Source organism: Clostridium fessum (assembly GCF_027698965.1).
Classification (GTDB): Bacteria; Bacillota; Clostridia; order Lachnospirales; family Lachnospiraceae; genus Otoolea; species Otoolea fessa.
The window spans coordinates 145557-161170 of sequence record NZ_JAQEQF010000008.1 but is presented as its reverse complement, the minus strand read 5'-3'; the positions used below and the strand labels follow the sequence as shown (position 1 = coordinate 161170).

The following is a 15614-nucleotide window of genomic DNA, read 5'->3' as shown; positions in this document are numbered from 1 at the left end:
ACCGCGCTGTCGTAGGTTCGAGTCCTACTCGGGGAGTTTTTAATTTAATATCTGGCCCCATGGTCAAGCGGTTAAGACATCGCCCTTTCACGGCGGTAACACGAGTTCGAATCTCGTTGGGGTCATTTATGGCGACATAGCCAAGTGGTAAGGCGTGGGTCTGCAACACCCTGATCACCAGTTCAAATCTGGTTGTCGCCTCTGAGGAATCATCGAAAGATGGTTCCTTTTTTTGTTTTACAAGAATTTTCGGAATTTTAACTGTTTGATTAGCTGTGAAGTAAGATGCGCTATCCGATTTTCACATCTTCTGCTATAATAGAATCATTCACGAAACGGCATTTTAAATAGCCGCGACAAAATTATTTTATAATATGGAGGAAGCGAAAATGGCAGAAAAATTACAGGAATACAGCCTGACCTGGGAAGTAACGGATGAGATGACGGCAAAGCGAATCGGAAGCGCAGGTTCCCAAATTTTGTCTACTCCGAATATGGTGGCCCTGATGGAGGCGGCAGCGCTGGAACTGGCGAAATCGTATCTGCAGGAAGGACAGACGACGGTCGGAGCGGAGATTCACTGCCGCCATCTGGCGCCGACGCCGGTGGGAATGAAGGTAACAGCGACTGCAAAACTCCGCAGCATTGAGCGCCGGAAAATGTGGTTTGATATTGAAGTAAACGATGAGAAGGGCAAATGCGGCGAAGGGTCCCATCTGCGGATCATGGTAAATTCAAAGGCGATGAGCGACAAGGCTGCGAGCAAGGCGGAATAAGGAGTATCAGGTTTAAGTATCATGCGCGGAGATAAAGAAAAGTGACTGGTCACGTGTGTGTGCAGCAACATAGAAAGAGAGGCAGCGGTGCGGACAGAAACGATAGGGTGGATCATTGGCATTTTGATTGCGGCAGCGCTTGTCTGGTGGATTTACCGCAAAATTAAGAGTAAAATGCGGCAGCTGGCGAGTACGCCGGAGGTACAGGTGCTTCGGTATGTGGCAAAGCATTTATCGGAAGGTGATTTGACGCAGCCAGACGCATCCAAACCGCGTTCGCTGGCGGGAATGGACCGGCTGTGCCTGCCGCAGATTGCAAAAGATTTCCCGGAGTTTAACTGGAGCGAGTGGAAGGCTCAGATCGAGACAGAATTGAGAAAAAAACTGGAAAAAGAGTATCAGAAGGTACATATCCACCGGACGGTCATCAGCCGCTATCAGAAGGAAAAAGGACTCTGCCGGATTCTGTGTGAGTCGGCGGTCGAGTATGAGGAAATGACTGAATATGAGAAAACGCCTGAGATGCAGTCAGAACTGCATTCGAATCTGATTCAGACGGTTTATGAGACGGAACTGGTATATGTCTATGAGGATGCGAAAACAGCAGGGGCAGCGGTTTCGCTTATCTGTCCAAACTGCGGTGCACCGATTCAGAAGCTGGGGTTGAAAAAGTGTGAATATTGTGGTTCCGTGCTGGAAGTCCAGAATAAGAAGGCATGGAGACTGCTGGAGATGCGGGAAAAGTAAGCGGGTGATCTCACGGTAGAATCCGGTGATGGGGAGAGAATGCTCCCGGATAAATTGCAGAAGAGTTTTATATGGGGCAGGAGCTTCCTGATGGCTGCCGCGAAAGCGGACAACCATGCAGGTAGTTTCCTGCCATTTGTCTGTGCTCGGAATGGAGGGAGCTTCCGGCGAAATGCCGACACCGACCTTTCCAGGTCAGACCGCTGTTTCAGTCTGAGACTTGTCGAACTGGCGGATGGAAGTTTCAAGATCCAGATGGGAATGCAGCATTTATTTAGTTTCAACTGGATGTAAATTCATAACCAGCTTTTCCGGATGCCGTCTAATCCACCGTAATGCAATCAGGCAGATGGCAACGGAGATGAGAGATCCGATCGGCGCTGCGAGTCCCATCGGATACAGTGTTTCCGGGAAATAGCGGCATGCGAGCCATGCGAGCGGGATGCGCGCTACCACGATCGAGATGCAGTTGTGCAGGAACGACAGCCCGGACAGTCCGCAGGCGCAGAAGAAACCGCTGCAGCAGAAATGGATACCGGCGATCATGCAGTCCAGCACATAGCTCTTCATATACTGGGTTCCGAGTCGGACAACCTCTGCCTCATCAGTAAAGAGGGAGACGGCGGCACCGGCAGCAAACTGCATGGCAATTGAGATGACCAGCCCGAAAGAAAATGTGATGCAGATCGCGTAGCGCAGCGTCTGACGGGCACGCTCAGGTTTTCCGGCGCCCAGGTTTTGAGCGGAGAGGGCGGAAACCGTGGAGAGAAGCGAGGATGGAACCAGAAACAGGATTCCGATCAGCTTTTCAACGATTCCGACCGCCGCCGCATCATTTAATCCGCGCTGGTTGGCAAACATGGTAATAACCAGAAAAGAAACCTGTATAAAGCCGTCCTGAACTGCAACTGGGATTCCGACCTGCAGGATGGAGGCTATGGTAGTCTTATGTGGATGGAGGTCACGGAGACGAAAACCCGGAAACATCCGTTTTTTAATGATTACGACCAGGGCGATCAGGACACTGCACATCTGTGACAGGGTCGTGCCGAGTGCCGCGCCGGACGGACCGAGCGAAAACACGCCCATTAAAAGGTAATCAAGCGCAATATTGATAATACAGGCGATTGCAACGAAATACATCGGACTTTTGGAGTCGCCCATGCCGCGGAAAATAGAGCTGATGATATTGTAGGCGGTGATGAACGGGATGCCGGTAAAGCAGATCATCAGATATGCCGCGGTGCCGTTTATCGCTTCCTCCGGGACAGACAGCAGCCTGATAATGCCGTGAACTGCCGTCAGCAGAAGTCCGGTCAGAAGAATGGACAGACCTGCAAATAAGGAAATCGTGTTACCGATGCCGCGCGCCGCAAGCTTCCGGTCACCCGCGCCGACCGCGCGTCCGATGAGAACTGTTGCGCCCATCGCCAGACCAACGATCATAACCGTCAGCATATGCATGACCTGACTGCCGACCGAGACCGCCGTCGTCCCATCCACGCCTCCAAACTGCCCGATAATAAACAGATCCGCCATGCCGTAGAGTGTCTGCAAAAAATAAGATAACAAATATGGCAGGGAGAAATAGATAACTGTTTTCAGCACACTGCCGGAGGTGAGATTCTTTTCCATGAATAAATCCTCGTCTTTCTGGTAAAAATAGATGACTCTGCCGTCGGCTGTCAGAAAGAAAACGCCGCAGAAATCATCTTCTGAGTATAGTTTATCAGAAATAACTATAATGTCTACAATAATTATGGAGTCAAGGAAAGAAAATCCTTGTTTTTAAGTAGGAAATTTGTGGTATAATATGAGCACTTAGCGAGGTGTTTTCGAGCTTAGTGCGAGTCATACCTAAATACTTAATGAAGCAGAGCCAAAGGCGATAGCTGAATTTAGTATTTATGGTATAATATGAGAAGGCAAATAAAACCCACTTTGATTTTACACAGGAGGTTTCATGAGTTTAGAGTTTAAAAAAATTGAAGTTAACAGTATCCAGGAGATGCTTCCGTTTTACGCGATGCGCCACAATATGACGTGCGACAGCGTATTTCTGGAGAGCTATGTCTGGAAAGATTATTATAATGTCCGTTATGCAATCTGGGAAAATAAGGCGCTTTTATGGCTGATGGAGAATGAAGGACGTTGTTTTTCCGCGATGCCGCTGTGCCGGGAGGAAGACCTGCCGGGGGCGTTTGCGGCGATTGAGGAGTATTTTAATGAAGAACTGGGATATCCGCTGGTTATCAATCTGGCGGATGAGTATGCAGTGAAATATTTAAATCTGCCGGAGGACAAATATCTGGTGGAAGAGCAGGTCGATTCGAGGGATTATCTCTACAACGGCGATGCGATGCGTTCCCTGGCGGGAAAGAAACTGCATAAGAAGAAAAACCGCGTCAACGCATTTAAGCGCGAATATGAGGGGCGCTATGAGTACCGCCGTCTGTGCTGTTCGGACAGCCACGATGTCTGGGTTTTTCTGGACCGCTGGAGACAGCAGAAGGGCGAGGAGGTCGAGGAACATCTCGATTATGAGGTAAAGGGCATTCACGATATTCTGAAAAACTGTTCAGAATTCAGTATCCACATGGGCGGCGTGTATATCGACGGTCAGATGGAGGCATTTACGATCGGAAGCTACAATCCGGTGGAACATATGGCGGTTATCCATATTGAGAAGGCAAACCCGGAGATCAACGGTCTGTACCAGTTTATCAACCAACAGTTCCTGATAGAGGAATTTCCTGAGGCTGAGTGGGTAAACCGCGAGGACGATATGGGCTTAGAGGGACTCCGGAAGGCGAAAATGACGTATTATCCGGCGGATTATGCACGCAAATATCTGGTAGAACAGCTGTTAAACGGCAGCAAGGGCTATCACTGGGCGGAGCAGATCGCCAATACGACGGCGGGAAGTGTGCTGACGTATCTGGATGCGGAGGATAAGGACGAGACGAAGCATCTCTGGCATATGTGTTTCCCGGAAGATTCGGAGAGTTTTATCGAGTATTATTATAAGGAAAAGACGAAGGATAACGAGATTCTGGTGAAAAAGGATAATGGACTTCTGATTTCGATGGTGCAGTACAATCCGTATGTGGTGAAGCTGCGTGGACGCCTCTGGAAGCTCGATTACCTGGTCGGAGTAGCAACCGAGGAGAGCCGCCGCCGCGAGGGACATTTCCGGGACGTATTTGTGAAAATGCTTCACGACGAGGAGGCAGCCGGAAAGCCGATCACGTATCTGGTTCCGGTCAACCCGGCTGTGTATGCGCCGATGGGATTTACCTTCATCGGAAATGTGGCATCCTATGAGCTGACCGAGGAGGCGAAACAGACGCTGACGCGCACGGTGTGCCAGGATACGCCGGAGGACTGCGGGCGGGCTGCCGTCTATATGGAACAGTGGCTGGGCGCACGGTATGAGATGTATACGCGCCGGGATGCGGCGTATGTGAGCCGTCTCATCAAGGAGCTGGCTTCTGAAAATGGCACGTTGGAATTCCTGGAACAGGACGGCAGGCTGGTTGGCCTGGATGCCTACTGGGGCTGGGAAGTCCGTGAACACCGGCTTTTGTATGCGGAGGACGCATACACGGTCAAGACGGGCGAGAAGCCGTGGAATATGGCGCGCCTGACGAATATCGGGGCGCTGCTGGCGGCATTTGGCTTAAAACAGGCAGAGCAGCAGGGAGAAGAAAAACGTATGCTCACACTGGGCATCCGTATGAATGATCCGATTCTGGAAATGAACAATGGTGAGTTTGTCTGGACGATTGGGGAGACAGGTTCCAGCCTGAAGGCGCGGAAACCGGAGCCGGATACCTGCGGCTGCACGGAAAATGTTTCCATATGGCTGGAGACGAAGCCGGAAGAGCTGGTGAGCTGGCTGTTTGGCTGCCGGAAAGCGGAAGAAATCTGGGGCGGACAGCTTGAAAATAAGGGGCTGGCAGAGATTCTGGCACAGGTGGATACGGTGAACGGCGTGTATCTGGATGAGATTGTGTAGAGTGCGTGCTGTAATTTTATAGGATAGAGAATATGCTTATTTTATGTAAACTAATAGCAACCGCTTTTATGTTTTCAGAAAAAGGAGAGGAGAGTGCGTCAGATGGGAGAGACAGACACATTAAAAAAATGGATTAATGAGTCAAATTATATTGTATTTTTTGGCGGGGCGGGTGTTTCGACCGAGAGCAATATCCCGGATTTTAGAAGCACGGACGGGCTGTACCATCAGGAGTATGACTATCCGCCGGAAACGATTTTAAGCCACAGCTTTTATATAAGAAAGCCAGAGGAATTTTACCGGTTTTACCGCAATAAGATGCTGTTCCCGAATGCAAAGCCGAACCGGGCGCATCTAGCGCTGGCGAAGCTGGAGCAGGAAGGAAAGCTGAAAGCGGTCATTACCCAGAATATCGACGGGCTGCACCAGGCAGCAGGCAGCAAAGAGGTGCTGGAGCTGCACGGATCGGTGCTCCGCAATCATTGTACGCGCTGCGGCAGGTTTTACGGATTGGATGATATTTTGAAGATGAAGGGCGTGCCGAAGTGCGGCTGCGGCGGCGTGATCAAGCCGGATGTCGTGCTGTATGAGGAAGGACTGGACAATGAGGTAATTGAGCGGTCAATTGCCCATATCCGCAAGGCAGATATGCTGATCATCGGCGGCACCTCGCTGGTGGTGTACCCGGCAGCGGGGCTGATTGATTATTATCATGGAAATAAACTGGTTCTGATCAATAAATCAGCGACCTCGCGCGATGGTCAGGCGGATCTGGTTATCAGCGACAGCATCGGGAAGGTGCTGGGGGACGCGGTCGGGGTATAAGGTAGTAACAGGGGAGAGAGGAAATGGTATACGAGGTTGGAGATATTGTAAAACTCAAAAAGCCGCACCCGTGCGGCAGCCATGAGTGGGAGATCCTGCGGGTCGGCGCGGATTTCCGTTTGAAATGTGCCGGCTGCGGGCATCAGGTGATGATGGCACGACCGTTGGTAGAAAAGAGTACCAGAGGACTGAAAAAAGCGGGAGAGAAGTCCGAATAAGAGCGGCGGGTGGGCGTACAGATGCAGGCAGCTTCATGATCTGGCAGTCAGTAAAAGAATGCAGTAAGAAGGGGCAGAAAGCCCGGAAAAAACGAGAAAATTTACATAGAAAATCTCGAAAAAGTGCTTGCCAAGCCGTTCCTTTTTTGGTATCATAGATATTCGGTAATATATAACACAAAAATCCTTACTCCCTGCTGGAGTCAGGGGGTCAGTGACCACAAGGAGGTAAGAAAGAGCATGAACAAATATGAATTAGCAGTTGTTCTTAGCGCAAAACTCGAGGACGAAGAGAGAGCCGCAGCGATGGAGAAAGTAACAGGTTACATCACACGTTTCGGCGGTACAGTAACTGACATTGATGAATGGGGCAAGAAGAGACTTGCTTACGAGATTCAGAAAATGAAAGAAGGATTCTACTACTTCGTACATTTCGAGTCTGATTCCGTATGCCCGAATGAGGTGGAGAACCACATCCGCATCATGGAGCCGGTTATCAGATACTTATGCGTAAGACAGGATGCGTAAGAGTAGATAAAGAAAGAGTGATCGTATGAATAAAGTAATTCTGATGGGCAGATTAACGAGAGATCCGGAAGTGAGATACTCTCAGGGCGAGAGAGCTATGGCAATCGCCAGATACACGCTGGCAGTAGACCGCAGAGGCCGCAGAGGCGGAAGCGGAGACGACAGCGCACAGACAGCGGATTTCATTCCGTGTGTTGCATTTGACAGAGCAGGCGAATTCGCTGAGAAGTATTTTCATCAGGGAACCAAGCTCGTAGTAACCGGAAGAATTCAGACTGGCAGCTATACCAATCGTGACGGCCAGAAAGTATATACGACAGAAGTGATTGTAGAGGATCAGGAATTTGCAGAGAGCAAGAATGCGGCATCTGGCAACAGCGACGGCGGTTACCGTCCGGCAGAGCGCCCGGCTCCGTCCAGCGCAATCGGCGATGGATTCATGAATATTCCTGATGGAGTAGAAGACGAAGGCCTTCCGTTCAACTAGGTTCGGGAATCGGTCCCCCGGCGGACGGAGTGCGCGAGAGCGCCATCAGGCTGATGTGTGTGAAGGAGGAAAGACCAATGGCATTCAATAAAGGCGATAAAACAGACGCTTCCAAGATCAGAAGAGGCGGTATGCGTAGAAGAAAAAAAGTTTGTGTATTCTGCGGCGAGAAGAACGGCGAAATCGATTACAAAGATACAAATAAATTAAAGAGATACGTATCCGAGAGAGGAAAAATCCTTCCGAGACGTATCACTGGCAACTGTGCTAAACATCAGAGAGCTCTGACTGTAGCTATCAAGAGAGCAAGACATCTGTCCCTGATGCCGTATGTTTGCGAGTAATCCTTGTAAAATAAGGTTTTTTTAAGGGTAAAGGAAGATTTTTACTCAAATTTCACTCAATTATTGAGGATAAAAATGATTGGGATTCCATGTGAGAGATCATGTGGGATCCCTTTTTGTATAATAGGAAATTCCATGGAATTCCCTATTACACAAAAAGACAAATTTCAAAAATAAGTGCTTTACAAAGATACTTTAGTATGCTAATATGGTAGCATATTAAAAAGCGAGACGGAAACCGGCAAAGGGAGAACGGCTTCCACTGTCTGAAAATGAGGAGGACACCAATTATGAAAAAGAGATTTGTGAGCGCAGCGCTGGCTGCAGTAATGGCACTTTCCATGACCGCATGTGGCAGCAGCAACAGCGCAGCAGAGACAACCGCAGCAGACACAGAGGCGGCTGAGAGCCAGGCAGAGGAAACCACCGCAGAAGAGGCGAAGACAACCGACGGCGGCACTCTGATTGTTGGTTTTGATCAGGATTTCCCGCCGATGGGATTTGTAGGCGATGACGGCGAGTACACCGGATTTGACCTGGAGCTGGCACAGGAAGTTGCAAAACGCCTGGGTCTGGAATATAAGGCACAGCCGATTGCCTGGGATTCTAAAGATATGGAGCTTGAGTCCGGCAATATCGACTGCATCTGGAATGGATTTACGATGACGGGTCGTGAGGATGATTACACCTGGACTGAGCCGTACATGGCAAACCAGCAGGTATTTGTCGTAGCCAATGATTCGGATATCAGCAGCCAGGCGGATCTGGCAGGCAAGATCGTAGAGGTTCAGGCAGATTCTTCCGCAGAGGCAGCTTTAAAAGAGGCACCGGAACTGACCGCTACTTTCAAGGAGCTTCTGACAACCGCTGATTACAACACCGCATTCATGGATCTGGAGCAGGGCGCCGTTGATGCCATTGCGATGGACGTAATCGTAGCAGGCTATCAGATTCAGCAGAGAAACGCTGATTTCAAGATTCTGGACGATTCCCTTTCTGAGGAAGAATACGGCGTAGGCTTCAAGAAGGGCAACACCGAGTTAAGAGATAAAGTTCAGAGCACTCTGGAAGAGATGGCAGAGGATGGAACCTTACAGGAAGTTTCTGAGAAATGGTTTAGCAAAGACGTAACTACCATCGGCAAATAGTAATTAATCGTTGATTGTAAAAACGAAACATTATTAAATAATAGGAATAGGGACGGCTGTGAATGATTTCATGGCAGTCCCCATTCGCGGTTTATGTGTTTAACTGTGAAGTCACAGCACATTCCGTTACCGGGCACGTATGCGTGAACAGTAACGAATCTACATTTTAGAAAGCAGGTATGGGATAATTATGGGTAAGATGACACTCCAGCAGATGATTACACAGCTTGCGGGTGGTATGGCAGTCAGCACACAGATTTTTGTGATCACACTGCTATTTTCACTTCCGTTAGGACTCGTGATCGCGTTCGGGCGTATGTCGAAGAACAAGCTGATCCAGACGATTGTAAAAGTATATATTTCGATTATGCGAGGCACACCGCTGATGCTGCAGCTGATGGTGGTGTATTTTGGACCGTATTATCTGTTCCGCATCAAAGTCGGCAGCAGTTACCGTCTGTGGGCTACCTTCATCGGTTTTGTCATTAACTATGCGGCATATTTTGCCGAGATTTACCGTAGCGGCATCCAGTCGATGCCGGTCGGACAGTATGAGGCAGCGGAGATTCTGGGTTATGGAAAGGCACAGACCTTCTTCAAGATCATCCTGCCGCAGGTAATCAAGCGGATTCTTCCGTCGGTGACGAATGAGGTCATCACGCTGGTAAAAGATACGTCTCTGGCGTTTACGTTGAGCGTGGCGGAGATGTTCTCAATCGCCAAGGCACTGGCGGCATCCCAGACGAATATGATGCCGTTTGTGGCAGCAGCCGTATTTTACTATATTTTCAATCTGGTTGTGGCAGTTGCAATGGAATGGATTGAGAAAAAGCTGGATTATTACCGATAGAAGCGGGAGGAATGTGGAAAATGAACCTGTTAGAATTAAATCATGTGGAAAAATCATTCGGCGATCTGTCGGTTTTAAAGGATATTTCACTGAGTGTGAGCGAGGGCGAGATCGTGTCCATCATCGGACCGTCCGGCTCGGGTAAATCGACGCTTCTGCGCTGCGCGACGATGCTGGAGACGATGGACCACGGCGAGATCGTATATTTAGGAAAGAGAGCAGCCTGGACGGGCGCGGATGGCAAGGTCAGCTATGCGGACAAGAAGGACATGAAGGAGATCCGCAGCCAGTACGGTCTGGTGTTCCAGAATTTTAACCTGTTTCCGCACTATTCTGTGCTGAAAAATATCACAGACGCGCCGATCCATGTGCAGAAGCGCGACAAGGAGACGGTTTATAAAGAGGCGCGCGAGCTTCTGAAAAAAATGGGTCTGGAGGATAAGGAGGACTATTATCCGTACCAGCTCTCCGGCGGTCAGTGCCAGCGTGTGGCGATCGCCCGTGCATTGGCACTGAATCCGAAGATTCTGTTTTTCGACGAGCCGACCTCCGCACTGGATCCGGAGCTGACGGGAGAAGTATTGAAGGTTATTAAGTCGTTAGCGGATCTGCACATCGCGATGGTGATTGTTACCCATGAGATGGCGTTTGCGAAAGATATTTCCCACCGCGTGATCTTCATGGCAGACGGACTCATCGTTGAGGAGGGCGCGCCGGAGAAGGTGTTTGCTTCGGATAATGAGAGAACGAAGAGCTTTTTGGGACGGTATGGGAAGATTCTGTAAGAAATAATTAGGAAAATGGAAGATGGGCGTTGCTGGTTTTGGAGTGGAAAATCGGCGACGCCCGTTTTTTATGGGGAAGCATTTTATGGGGAAGCATATAAGTCTTATTTGCAATTTTACAGTAAATGTGATACGCTTTTATCAAGTATTCCGATTTGCGAGGCAGTAGATACCTTTCAAAAAGGAATGGAACAGAAATAATCGAGTGTTCCGGTGATGCTGGAAGTGGTGAAAAGCGATGCTGACGTTTGAGACGGGTCTTGAAGGAAAGGGGAGCGGTTCATGGAGATTCGTATACCCTTTTTGAGATGGATGGAGTCCGCGTCTGCGCGGGCTCTTTTTGATCCATTTGCTCTATAGAAAGGCGGGGCTGGAAAAAGTGGTGCCTGTGGATGGAAGATTTTGCAGGACAGGATCGCAGCATGGTTTTTAGCGGAGATATTTGAAATGGTATCTGTTGTAGAGAAAAATTTGGACAGATAAACAGGAAGATATGAGGGAAAAACATGGAGACAGAATCAAGAGTTGCCGTGATCGGTATTGTGGTCGATCAGACGGGAGATACGGAAGAGTTGAATAAGGTGCTGCACCAGTACGGGCAGTATATCGTAGGGCGGATGGGGATTCCTTACCACAAACGGAACGTGAATATTATCAGCGTCGTGATTGACGCGCCGGGTGATGTGATCAGTGCGCTGTCCGGGAAGCTGGGGATGCTGCGAGGGATTTCTTCGAAGGCGCTGTATTCGAAGGCGCCGGAAGCACAGGAATGAAAACGAGGTGACGGAATGGCAGATTTTACACGCGCGGGGCTTCGACCGTCTGACTGGTGGCGGGAGGCGGTCCGTCCAGGCGCTGAACAGATAGAAACGATTACAGAATTAAAGAGATTGATTGACCGTCTGGAAGCGGGGGAGTCCCTGACGGAGGATGAGTGGGTCAGTCTGATCGAGGGACGTTCACCGGAGCTGGCGGACTACATCTTTGAAAAAGCGCGCTGCATCCGGGAAAGAGAGTACGGAAAAGCGGTGTATGTGCGGGGACTCATTGAGTGCAGCAATTATTGCAAAAACGACTGTCTTTATTGCGGCATCCGAAGGAGCAACCGAAATGCAAGCCGGTACCGCCTGAGTCGGGAGGAGATTCTTTCCTGCTGTGAGAATGGTTATCAGCTGGGGTTCCGCACCTTTGTTTTGCAGGGCGGTGAGGATCCGGCGATGACGGACGACTGGGTGATGGAGATGGTGCAGGCGATCCGGGCAGGATTTCCAGATTGTGCGATTACTTTGTCGCTCGGAGAAAAGAAGTATGATACGTTGAAACGCTGGAAAGAGGCAGGGGCGGACCGGTATCTGCTGCGCCATGAGACGGCGGACGCGTGCCATTACGCGAGCCTGCATCCGGCAGAGATGTCATTTGAACACCGGATGCAGTGCCTGCGTGATTTAAAGGCGCTTGGATATCAGACCGGATGCGGTTTTATGGTCGGTTCGCCGCACCAGACGGCGCGCTGTCTGGCGAGAGATATGCGTTTTATCGAAGAACTGGATCCGGAAATGGTGGGAATCGGTCCGTTTATTCCGCAGCATGACACTCCGTTTGGCGGGGAGGCGGCGGGAACGTTGGAAGAGACATTGTTTCTTTTAGGGCTGCTTCGCCTGCTGAAGCCGAAAGTGCTGCTTCCGGCGACGACGGCGCTCGGAACGATTCACCCGATGGGGCGCGAACTGGGGATTCTGGCAGGCGGAAACGTCGTGATGCCGAACCTGTCTCCGGTCGGGGTGCGCGCCAAATATATGCTTTATGACAATAAAATCTGCACGGGAGACGAGGCGGCGGAGTGCGTCAGCTGCATGAAACGGCGCATGGAAAGCATCGGGTACGAGGTAGTCGTCGACCGGGGAGATTATAAGGGGTAAAAGCCTGCGATTTGGTTTGTTGGCATCGAAAGATGCTTACAGATAAATAAACTGACGGGGAAGGAGGCGATGGACGGCTGGTTATGCTGGCATTTTTGAAATTGAAAATGCCGGAGGAAAACATGGCAGCTATCATCCTGACCTGTAAGAAAAGGAGAAGAGACTATGAGTTACAATTACAACCCATCATCCAAAAAGGCAGAGGAATTTATCAACCATGAGGAAATTTTAGAGACTCTTTCCTATGCCGAGAAGAACAAAAACAATGTGGAACTGATCGATCAGATTCTGGCGAAGGCGCGGCTTCGAAAAGGGCTGAGCCACCGCGAGGCGGCAGTGCTTCTTGACTGCGAGATCCCGGAAAAGGTGGAGGAGATCTTTGAGCTGGCGCGCCAGATCAAGCAGGATTTCTACGGAAACCGGATCGTCATGTTTGCGCCGCTGTATCTGTCGAATTACTGCGTGAATGGCTGCGTGTACTGTCCATATCACATGAAAAACAAGCACATTGCCAGAAAGAAGCTGACGCAGGAGGAAATCCGCCGGGAGGTAATTGCGCTTCAGGATATGGGACATAAACGTCTGGCGCTGGAGACGGGCGAGGATCCGGTCAACAATCCGATTGAATATGTGCTGGACAGTATCAAGACAATTTACAGTATCAAGCATAAAAACGGGGCGATCCGCCGGGTCAATGTCAATATTGCGGCGACGACGGTGGAGAATTACCGGAAGCTGAAAGAGGCGGGAATCGGAACGTATATCCTGTTCCAGGAGACGTACCATAAGGAGAGCTATGAGCGCCTGCATCCGACGGGACCAAAGCACAATTACTGTTATCACACGGAGGCGATGGACCGCGCGATGGAGGGCGGTATCGACGATGTGGGAATCGGCGTTTTATTTGGTCTGGAGTTGTACCGGTATGAATTTGCAGGACTTTTGATGCACGCGGAACATCTGGAGGCAGTTTTTGGTGTTGGTCCGCACACCATCAGTGTGCCGCGCATCCGCCGGGCGGACGATATCGACCCATCGACCTTTGACAACGGTATCAGCGACGATATTTTTGAGAAGATCGTAGCCTGCATCCGGGTGGCAGTTCCGTACACGGGCATGATTATCTCAACGAGAGAGAGCAAAGCCTGTCGGGAGCGGGTGCTGCGGCTGGGCGTATCGCAGATCAGCGGCGGTTCCCGCACCAGTGTCGGCGGATATGCAGAGGAAGAGCCGGAGGAGGAAAATTCGGCGCAGTTCGATGTGAGCGACAACCGGACACTCGACCAGGTGGTCCGCTGGCTGATGGAATTAGGCTATATCCCAAGCTTCTGTACGGCGTGCTACCGGGAAGGACGGACGGGCGACCGCTTTATGAGCCTGTGCAAGAGCGGGCAGATTCAGAACTGTTGTCATCCGAATGCGCTGATGACGCTCAAGGAGTATCTGGAGGATTATGCGGCGCCGGGGACGAAAGAGATTGGAGAGAAGCTGATTCAGGCGGAGATCGGTTCGATTCCGAAAGAAAAAGTGCAGGAGATCGTGAGAAAAAATCTGGTTGAAATTGAAAAGGGGCAGCGGGATTTCAGGTTTTAACTAAATCAGGAGGATCAAAATGGGAATGAATGAGACGCCGTCCGGCGAGCGGGTACATATCGCGTTTTTTGGACGGAGAAATGCGGGAAAATCGAGTCTGGTCAATGCGGTGACCGGGCAGGAGCTGGCGATCGTGTCGGACATCCGGGGAACGACGACCGATCCGGTCTATAAATCGATGGAGCTTCTGCCGCTCGGTCCGGTGGTTATCATCGACACGCCTGGAATCGACGATGAGGGCGAGCTGGGCTTAAAGAGAGTTGGCAAGACTCGTCAAGTCTTAAATAAGGCGGATCTGGCAGTCCTGGTGGTGGATGCGGTGGAAGGAATCAGCAGCTGGGAAGAAGAGATGCTCCGGCTGTTTGAGAAGAAGGAAATCCCGTATCTGGTGGTTTACAATAAGATGGATTTGCTGACGGGAAAATCGGAACAGGAACCGGTTGTGGAACATACCGCCTATGTGAGTGCCCGGACGAGAGAAGGAATCCAGCAGTTAAAAGAGCAAATGGCACGTCTTACGTCACAGGAGACGGATGAAAAACGGCTGGTTGCTGATCTAGTAAAACCGTTTGATACGGTAATTCTGGTTGTTCCGATTGACAAGGCGGCGCCGAAGGGGCGGCTGATTCTGCCGCAGCAGCAGGTCATCCGGGATCTGCTGGACATCGGTGCGATGCCGTTTGTCTGCCGGGAAAGTGAACTTTCGGAGACGTTTGCAAAATTGAAAGAAGCTCCGGCATTGGTAATCACGGACAGCCAGGTATTTCCGCTGGTAGACCGGCTGACACCGCCGCAGGTGCGTCTGACTTCCTTTTCCATTTTGTTTGCGCGGTATAAGGGGGATCTGAAACAGGCAGCGGAGGGCGCCAAAGCGCTGGAAATGATACAGGACGGAGATCCGATTCTTATTTCTGAGGGCTGTACGCATCATCGCCAGTGCGGTGACATCGGCACGGAGAAGTTGCCGGACTGGATCCGCCAGTACACGGGAAAAGCGCCGGAGTTTCATTTTACATCGGGGACGGAATTTCCAGAGGATGTGTCCGGTTATAAGCTGATCGTTCATTGCGGCGGCTGTATGCTGAATGCGCGGGAGATGAAGAGCCGTCTTCGCAGCGCTGCCGATCAGGAGATCCCGATGACCAATTATGGGATTTTGATTGCCTATATGAAGGAAATTTTGAAACGGAGCATGGGGGCACTGGAGCCGGTCAGGTAGGAAATTTGGGCGGAGAAATGAACGGAAAGAGCGTAAATAATTAGAAACTTAGAAATAAAGGCGGATAAAGCTGCTGGACGATGGAAATGCCTGTCGGACAGCAGCTTTTTTCATAGGAAATTGCGACCTATGAAAAAACGCTCCGCGAGGATGCGCA

Annotated in this window: 17 protein-coding genes and 2 tRNA genes; 18 read left to right on the top strand and 1 reads right to left on the bottom strand. The window is 50.4% G+C overall.

What is annotated here, in order from left to right; translation table 11 throughout:
- The first annotated feature begins 53 nt into the window (after window positions 1-53).
- From PG862_RS11425 to PG862_RS11405, 5 genes are all read left to right on the top strand, one after another.
- A tRNA-Glu gene (locus PG862_RS11425) sits at window positions 54-125 on the top strand.
- Between the two features lie 5 nt (window positions 126-130).
- A tRNA-Cys gene (locus tag PG862_RS11420) sits at window positions 131-201 on the top strand.
- Between the two features lie 188 nt (window positions 202-389).
- On the top strand, window positions 390-776 hold the full coding sequence (locus PG862_RS11415; protein ID WP_270707441.1) for a thioesterase family protein: 387 nt from the start codon (window positions 390-392) through the stop codon (window positions 774-776).
- A gap of 87 nt (window positions 777-863) precedes the next feature.
- A complete protein-coding gene (locus tag PG862_RS11410; RefSeq protein WP_270707440.1) occupies window positions 864-1523 on the top strand; it encodes a zinc ribbon domain-containing protein in 660 nt (219 codons plus the stop codon).
- Between the two features lie 90 nt (window positions 1524-1613).
- Window positions 1614-1817 carry a hypothetical protein gene (locus tag PG862_RS11405; RefSeq protein WP_270707439.1) on the top strand — a complete coding sequence of 68 codons (204 nt, stop codon included), beginning with the start codon at window positions 1614-1616 and terminating at the stop codon, window positions 1815-1817.
- On the opposite strand, the gene PG862_RS11400 is transcribed toward PG862_RS11405, so the two are convergent.
- A complete protein-coding gene (locus PG862_RS11400) occupies window positions 1794-3158 on the bottom strand; it encodes an MATE family efflux transporter (protein WP_270707437.1) in 1365 nt (454 codons plus the stop codon). The genes PG862_RS11405 and PG862_RS11400 overlap by 24 nt on opposite strands.
- Before the next feature lie 328 nt (window positions 3159-3486).
- Here PG862_RS11400 and PG862_RS14390 point away from each other — a divergent pair, with 328 nt between their 5' ends.
- The 13 genes from PG862_RS14390 to hydF all read left to right on the top strand — a co-directional run bounded on the left by PG862_RS14390 (window position 3487) and on the right by hydF (window position 15457).
- Entirely contained in the window at window positions 3487-5541 is a 2055-nt protein-coding gene (locus PG862_RS14390; RefSeq protein ID WP_333563213.1) for a GNAT family N-acetyltransferase, read from the top strand.
- A 102-nt stretch (window positions 5542-5643) separates the two neighbouring features.
- Entirely contained in the window at window positions 5644-6366 is a 723-nt protein-coding gene (locus tag PG862_RS11385) for an NAD-dependent protein deacylase (RefSeq protein ID WP_107001799.1), read from the top strand.
- A 23-nt stretch (window positions 6367-6389) separates the two neighbouring features.
- Window positions 6390-6584 (top strand): DUF951 domain-containing protein, encoded by a 195-nt coding sequence (locus PG862_RS11380; protein ID WP_022358896.1) that lies wholly within the window; start codon window positions 6390-6392, stop codon window positions 6582-6584.
- A 240-nt stretch (window positions 6585-6824) separates the two neighbouring features.
- The gene (gene rpsF / locus PG862_RS11375; RefSeq protein ID WP_107001800.1) at window positions 6825-7112 is read left to right on the top strand and encodes a 30S ribosomal protein S6; all 288 of its coding nucleotides are present in this window, start codon (window positions 6825-6827) and stop codon (window positions 7110-7112) included.
- A gap of 25 nt (window positions 7113-7137) precedes the next feature.
- The gene (locus PG862_RS11370) at window positions 7138-7599 is read left to right on the top strand and encodes a single-stranded DNA-binding protein (protein ID WP_270707436.1); all 462 of its coding nucleotides are present in this window, start codon (window positions 7138-7140) and stop codon (window positions 7597-7599) included.
- A 77-nt stretch (window positions 7600-7676) separates the two neighbouring features.
- On the top strand, window positions 7677-7943 hold the full coding sequence (gene rpsR / locus PG862_RS11365; protein ID WP_022358893.1) for a 30S ribosomal protein S18: 267 nt from the start codon (window positions 7677-7679) through the stop codon (window positions 7941-7943).
- Window positions 7944-8233: 290 nt separating this feature from the next.
- Window positions 8234-9091, top strand: a complete 858-nt coding sequence (locus tag PG862_RS11360) for an amino acid ABC transporter substrate-binding protein (protein WP_107001801.1) — start codon at window positions 8234-8236, stop codon at window positions 9089-9091.
- 199 nt (window positions 9092-9290) lie between these two features.
- Complete coding sequence (locus PG862_RS11355) at window positions 9291-9941, top strand: amino acid ABC transporter permease (RefSeq protein WP_333489850.1); 651 nt, start codon at window positions 9291-9293, stop codon at window positions 9939-9941.
- A 20-nt stretch (window positions 9942-9961) separates the two neighbouring features.
- Entirely contained in the window at window positions 9962-10726 is a 765-nt protein-coding gene (locus PG862_RS11350; protein ID WP_022358890.1) for an amino acid ABC transporter ATP-binding protein, read from the top strand.
- A 506-nt stretch (window positions 10727-11232) separates the two neighbouring features.
- Entirely contained in the window at window positions 11233-11499 is a 267-nt protein-coding gene (locus tag PG862_RS11345; protein WP_022358889.1) for a TM1266 family iron-only hydrogenase system putative regulator, read from the top strand.
- A gap of 90 nt (window positions 11500-11589) precedes the next feature.
- Window positions 11590-12645, top strand: a complete 1056-nt coding sequence (gene hydE, locus PG862_RS11340) for a [FeFe] hydrogenase H-cluster radical SAM maturase HydE (RefSeq protein ID WP_243105163.1) — start codon at window positions 11590-11592, stop codon at window positions 12643-12645.
- Between the two features lie 165 nt (window positions 12646-12810).
- Window positions 12811-14238, top strand: coding sequence for a [FeFe] hydrogenase H-cluster radical SAM maturase HydG (gene hydG, locus PG862_RS11335; protein WP_117796747.1), 1428 nt, complete (start codon window positions 12811-12813; stop codon window positions 14236-14238).
- A gap of 19 nt (window positions 14239-14257) precedes the next feature.
- Window positions 14258-15457, top strand: a complete 1200-nt coding sequence (gene hydF / locus PG862_RS11330; protein WP_270707434.1) for a [FeFe] hydrogenase H-cluster maturation GTPase HydF — start codon at window positions 14258-14260, stop codon at window positions 15455-15457.
- Window positions 15458-15614: the final 157 nt, after the last annotated feature.